This is a genomic window from Streptomyces sp. SAS_272 (assembly GCF_052543235.1).
Genome location: NZ_JBMNDR010000174.1, coordinates 1 through 5,385 on the forward strand (window position 1 = coordinate 1; position 5,385 = coordinate 5,385).

Below are 5,385 nucleotides of genomic sequence, written 5' to 3' on the forward strand. Positions count from 1 at the left end.
TGAGGAGTAGAAGGGCAGTTCGCCGCTGCGCGGTGCGACGGGTGCGAGCGCCTCGAGGATCTGCTCCCTGATCGCTTCGGCATGGACGGAATGGGAGGCATGGTCGATGGGGATGCGCCGGTGGCGGACGTCGTGCTCCTCGCACCAGGCGGCGAGGTCGTCGAGCGCGTCGAGAGGGCCGGACAGAACGGTGTTGGCAGGGCTGTTGACCGCTCCGATGTCCAGTCCGAGATCGGCGGCGATGGTCTCGGCCCGGTCGCGCGGCACAGCCAGGGAGATCATCCCGCCCCGGCCGGCGATCTGCGAGATGAGCTGCGAGCGCAGAGTCACGATGCGCGCGCCGTCGGAGAGGGTGAGCGCGCCGGACACGGTGGCGGCGGCGATCTCGCCCTGTGAGTGACCGACCACCGCGGCGGGCCGGATGCCCGCGGCCTGCCACTGCGCGGCAAGGGACACCTTGACGGCCCAGAGAGCCGGCTGCACCACGTCGACGCGGTGGAAGTCGGGCTGCCCCGGCCCACCGCGCAACACCGCGAACAAGTCCCAGTCCACGAAGGGCCGCAGCGCCTCACGGCACTCCCCCAGACGCAGCGCGAACGGGCCGCCGTCGTCGAGGAGTTCGACGGCCATGGCAGGCCACTGGGCGCCCTGACCGGGAAAGACGAACACGGGATCGCCGAGCGGACGGCCGGCGCCACGCACCACACCGGTATCGGCGTCCTGGTCCATGTCGGCCAGCGAGCGCAGGCGTGTGACGAGTTGGGTGCGGTCGTCCCCGGTGATTGCGGCACGGTGTTCGAACACGGTTCGTGAGCCGGCGAGCATGCGCGCCACCGCGTCGGTGGGCAGGTCGGGGTGGCGTTCCAGGAAGTCCGCCAGCCGCCCGGCCTGGGCCCGCAGCGCGCCCTCACCACGCCCCGACAGCAGCATCGGCACCGCCACCCCGGACGCTTCGGCCACCGCCGCGGGAACGAGCTCCGCGGGCGCCTCCTCCAGGATCAGATGCGCGTTCGTACCACTGATCCCGAACGCCGAGACGCCGGCGCGGCGCGGTGCGCCGGTGCGCGGCCAGGGCTGATTTTCCGTCAGCAGCCGTGCTTGGCCTGTGCTCCAGTCGACGTGAGGTGAGGGTGCGTCGATGTGGAGGGTGCGCGGCAGCGTTTCGTGGCGCATTGCCATGACCATCTTGATGACGCCGGCGACGCCGGCCGCGGCCTGGGTGTGGCCGATGTTGGACTTCACCGACCCCAGCAGGAGGGGCTCCCCGGCCGGACGGTCCTGCCCGTAGGTGGCCAGGAGCGCCTGAGCCTCGATGGGGTCGCCGAGGGTGCTGCCGGTGCTGTGGGCCTCGACGGCGCTGATCTCGGCGGGGGCCAGGCCGGCCTGCGCCAGAGCGGTGCGGATCAGCCGCTGCTGCGCGGGGCCGTTCGGGGCGGTGAGCCCGTTGGAGGCGCCGTCCTGGTTCACCGCCGAACCCCGCACCACCGCCAGGACCGGATGCCCCAGCCGGCGCGCGTCCGAAAGCCGTTCCAGCAGGACCAGGCCGACGCCCTCGGCGAAGCCCGTGCCGTTCGCCCCGGCCGCGAACGCCCGGCACCGCCCGTCGGACGACATGGCACGCTGCCGGCTGAAGGCGGTGAACGTGCCGGGGGTCGACAAGACGGTGGCGCCGCCCGCGAGGGCGAGGGTGCACTCGCCCTGCCGCAGCGACTGCGCCGCCAGATGGATCGCCACCAGCGACGACGAACACGCCGTGTCCACCGTGATCGCCGGCCCCAGCAGACCCAGCAGATACGAAAGCCTGCCGGAGATCACACTGGTGGCGTTGCCCGTGAGGAGCATGCCGTCCAGCCCGTCAGGGGCTTCGTGCAGCAAGGTCGCGCCGTACTCCTGGGCGATCGCGCCGACGAACACGCCGGCCGTGCTGTTGCCGAGGGATGTCGGGTCGATGCCCGCGCGTTCGAAGGTCTCCCAGGCCGTCTCCAGCAGCAGCCGCTGCTGCGGATCCATCGCCAGCGCCTCACGCGGCGATATCCCGAAGAACGCCTCGTCGAACCGCCCGGCGCCCTCCAGGAAGCCACCGCTGCGGGAATAGGAAGTGCCGGGTTTGTCCGGGTCGGGGTCGTACAGGGCGTCCAGGTCCCAGCCGCGGTCGGTGGGGAAGTCGCCGATCGCGTCGGTTCCGGAGCGCAGCAGTTCCCACAGGTCCTCCGGGCCCGCGACCCCGCCGGGCAGGCGGCATCCCATCGCGACGATGGCGATGGGGTCCGCGTCCGTCGTGGCGCTCGGCCGGAGCGCCGGGAGGGGCGCCGCCGCCGTGGCTCCGTCGCGGCTCTCGGCCAGGTGCTCGGCCAGGGCCTTCGGGGTCGGATGGTCGAAGACCACGGTCGGGGCCAGCCGGAGGCCGGTCGCGGTGTTGAGGCGGTTGCGCAGCTCGACGGCGGAGAGCGAGTCGAAGCCGATGTCCTTGAACGCGCTGTCGGCGCGTACGGCCTGCGCAGACTCGTGTCCCAGGACCGCTGCGGCGTGCCGGCGCACCGCGTCGAGCAGGGCGCGTTCGGCCTCCTTCGAGGAGAGTCCGGCGAGCCAGGCGCCGGTGTTCTCGGCGTCACCGGATTCGACGGCGGCGGTACGCCGCGTGACAGCGCGGACGAGTCCGCTCAGCAGGGTGGGCACCCCGCCGGAACGCCGTCGCAGGGCGGCGTGGTCGAAGAGGGCGGCCACGAAGGCGGCGCCTCGCCGGGCGACGGCGGCGTCGAGCAGTGCCAGTCCCTGCTCGGCTTCGAGCGACCGGACGCCGTTGCGGGCGATGCGGACGCGGTCGGTGGCGCCGAGATGTGCGGTCAGACCGCCCGCCTCCCAGAGGCCCCAGGCCACCGCGGTGGCGGGCAGTCCGAGCGAGCGCCGGTGCTCCGCGAGGGCGTCGAGGAAGGCGTTGGCCGCGGCGTAGTTGGCCTGTCCGGGACCGCCCAGGATGCCGGCGACCGACGAGAACATGATGAAGTGCTTCAGGTCGGCGTCACGCGTGAGGTCGTGCAGGTGCAGTGCCGCGTCCACCTTGGGCCGCAACACGGTGGCGACCTGCTCCGGGGAAAGACCGGACACCGTCCCGTCGTCGAGGACCCCGGCGCTGTGCACCACGGCGGTCACGGGCCGGTCGAGGCCGGCGAGCACCGTTGCCAGCGCCTCCCGGTCGGCCACGTCGCACGCTTCGACGGTCACGGACGCGCCCAGGGCGGTGAGTTCGTCGATCAGGTCGGCGGCGCCGTCGGCTGTGCGTCCGCTTCTGCTCAGCAGCAGCAGGTGACGGGCGCCGTGGGCGGCGACCATGTGCCGGGCGACGAGCCGGCCGAGGCCGGTGGTTCCGCCGGTGACGAGGGTGACGCCCTCGGGATCGAGCGTCCGCGGTCCTTCGGACGCGAGGTCGGCTGCACGCGTCAGGCGGGGTACCAGAACAAGGCCTGCGCGAACGGCGGTCTGCGGTTCACCGGACGCGGCCGCGGCGCGCAGCCCCGCCACGTCCGCGGCGAGGGAGTCCGCCTCGGGGTCCAGGTCGATCAGGACGAGACGTCCGGGGTGTTCGGCCTGCACCGTCCGGGCGAGACCCCACACGGGGGCCCCGGCCAGGTCGGCGACGCCGGACGCGGGCCCGGCGGCGACGGCGCCACGGGTCGCGAGAACAAGACGGGTGCCCTCGTACCGTTCGTCGCGCAGCCAGTGCTGCACCTGGGCGAGGACGACCTGCACGCGTGTATGGACCGCGGCCGCGGTGTCGGTCGCGGTGTCGGCGGTTTTTGGCCCGGGACGGTCACAGAGCACGAGCAAGGTGTCGGGCGCGGGCCCCGTGGCGGCCGCCGTCAGGTCCGGCGCCCCGTGCGCGTCGAAGCCCGCGTCGGTGAGGGCGGAGGCGAGGTGCGCGGCGTCGGGTCCCACCGCCAGCCATCGGCCCGCGGGCTGCGGCTCGGGCGCGGTCGGCACAGGCTGCCACTGCGTATGCAGCAGCATCTGCCGGACGGTCTCCCCCTCCGCGGAAGCGGCTTCCGCCATGGGCCGCGTCGACAAGGTGCCCACGGAGACGACGAGGGCTCCTGCCGGGTCCACGGCGAGCAGCGCGACGCCCTCCGGCTCCGGCCGGGTCAGCCGGACGCGCAGCGTGGTGGCCCCGGCCGCGTGCAGTCGTACACCGTGCCAGGAGAACGGCAGGTTGAGCGGCCCGGATGCGTCCTTGTCCACCTCGCCCAGGACGTCGGGGTGCAGGGCGGCGTCCAGCAACGCCGGGTGCAGGCTCCAGCCGTCGGCTGTCTCCTCCTCGGGCAGGGCGATTTCGGCGAAGACTTCCGCGTCCGTGTGCCACACGGCTCGCAGGCCTCGAAACGCGGGGCCGTAGCCGTATCCGGCCTGGGCCATCCGCTCGTAGGCGTCCTCGACGGGCATCGCTCGCGCGCCCTGCGGCGGCCAGGTCGCGAGCGCTTCGGCGGCGGCGGTGTCATCCGGCAGGACGGGGACCAGGAAGCCGTGGGCATGCCGGGACCACAGTGGGTCGGCCGTCGATTCGGCGCCGCTCTGCGGCGCGGAGTGGACGCTCACCGCGCGGCGTCCCGACGCGTCCGGTGCGCCGACGGTCACCTGCAGGCTGACGGTCTGCTGTGCGGCGACGACGAGCGGGGCCTCGAGGACCAGTTCTTCCAGACAGGGGGCGCCCACCTCGTCACCCGCCCGGATCGCGGCCTCGACGAAAGCCGTTCCGGGAAACAGGACGGACCCGCGCACCACGTGGTCGGCAAGCCATGGATGCGTGGCCGCGGAGACCCGCCCGGTGAACACCACGCCTTCCTCGTCCGCGCGGTGGATCGCGGCGCCCAGCAGCGGGTGGACGACGGGGCGCAGGCCGAACGACTGCGGGTCGCCGCCTGTCGGTGTGTGGAGCCAGTGGTGGGTGCCTTGGAAGGGGTAGGTGGGCAGGTCGGGGTGGACGGGCTCGGAGGCCGGGTGGAGGGTGACGCCTTGTGTCCATGCGGTGCTGAGGGCGTGCGTCCAGTCCTGCGGGTCACCGTGGTCACGGTGCAGTGTGGCGAGGACCGCGGGATGTTCGGTGAGGTCGTCGAGCGCCTCGAGTGTCTCCTGCGTCGGGAGGGTGAGGACGGGGTGGGGGCTCACCTCGACGAAGGCGGTGATGCCGGCGTGCGCCAGCGCACGGGTGGCGGCCTGGTAGTCGACCGTGTGGCGCAGATTGCGGTACCAGTAGTCGGCGTCGAGTCGGGCGCCGTCGACGGGACCGCCGTCGAGTGAGGAGTAGAAGGGCAGTTCGCCGCTGCGCGGTGCGACGGGTGCGAGCGCCTCGAGGATCTGCTCCCTGATCGCTTCGGCATGGACGGAATGGGAGGC

Annotated in this window: 1 protein-coding gene; it reads right to left on the reverse strand. The window is 73.2% G+C overall.

Annotated elements, in window-relative coordinates; all coding sequences use genetic code 11:
• The coding region (locus tag ACN6LD_RS41730) for a type I polyketide synthase (RefSeq protein ID WP_445045892.1) at window positions 1-5,385 on the reverse strand (5,385 nt) is incomplete at both ends.